This window comes from Arthrospira sp. PCC 8006, assembly GCF_046480465.1.
In the GTDB taxonomy this organism is placed as follows: Bacteria; Cyanobacteriota; Cyanobacteriia; order Cyanobacteriales; family Microcoleaceae; genus Limnospira; species Limnospira platensis.
In genome coordinates this window covers 1-628 of sequence record NZ_PKGG01000514.1, presented here as the reverse complement: position 1 = coordinate 628, position 628 = coordinate 1, and the positions used below count along the sequence as shown (strand labels likewise).

Genomic DNA, 628 nt, shown 5'->3' with positions numbered 1-628 from the left:
TTCATGCCTGAACGTCTCGCACCAAATTATAGAATATAGCATTGAGTATCTCATGTTAGCCCAATTGCTCAAAATTGACACTCAGCTAACCAGTAGGCGCGATGGTTCCTGGTTGTGGGCTATTTCGGCGATCGCCAAAATTATAGACTGTTTCCAGTTTTTCTGATGAAACCGGAAACTTCTGGAGTTTTTGTTGAACTTTGGTTATCCTGGTGTGAGCGGCGCGATATTATGTTATGGGGTCAAAACGCAAAATTACTAATTGGTTAGAACGTAACTGGGTAACTCCGGCTTATCCTGGTTGGCTGTTAGGGTTTATGACGGTTTTTTTCTTTGGGGCTGCTACTAATACTATGGCAGGGTGGCTGTATGTGATTAGTGGTATGGGGTTGGCTTTGTTATTGGCGGCGGCAATTCTGCCAGGGCGGAGTCTTCGTCCCCTTCAGGTTCGCCGCTACCCTATTACTCCGGTCAGTGTGGGCTCGCGCCTCACTTTTGAACTGGAAATCGAAAACCAGTCGAAAAAATCTTGTCCCCTATTTCAAATTTACGATCGCCTCCCCACAGAGTTGGGAGATGCATCGGAGTCTATTGATGTTATTGGACCCGGACAAGTTTATCACTGGAA

The 628-nt window shown here is 46.0% G+C and carries 1 pseudogene; it reads left to right on the top strand.

What is annotated here, in order from left to right:
- Positions 1-236: 236 nt before the first annotated feature.
- Positions 237-628, top strand: a pseudogene (locus tag B9T16_RS29125) (DUF58 domain-containing protein); the annotation flags it as partial.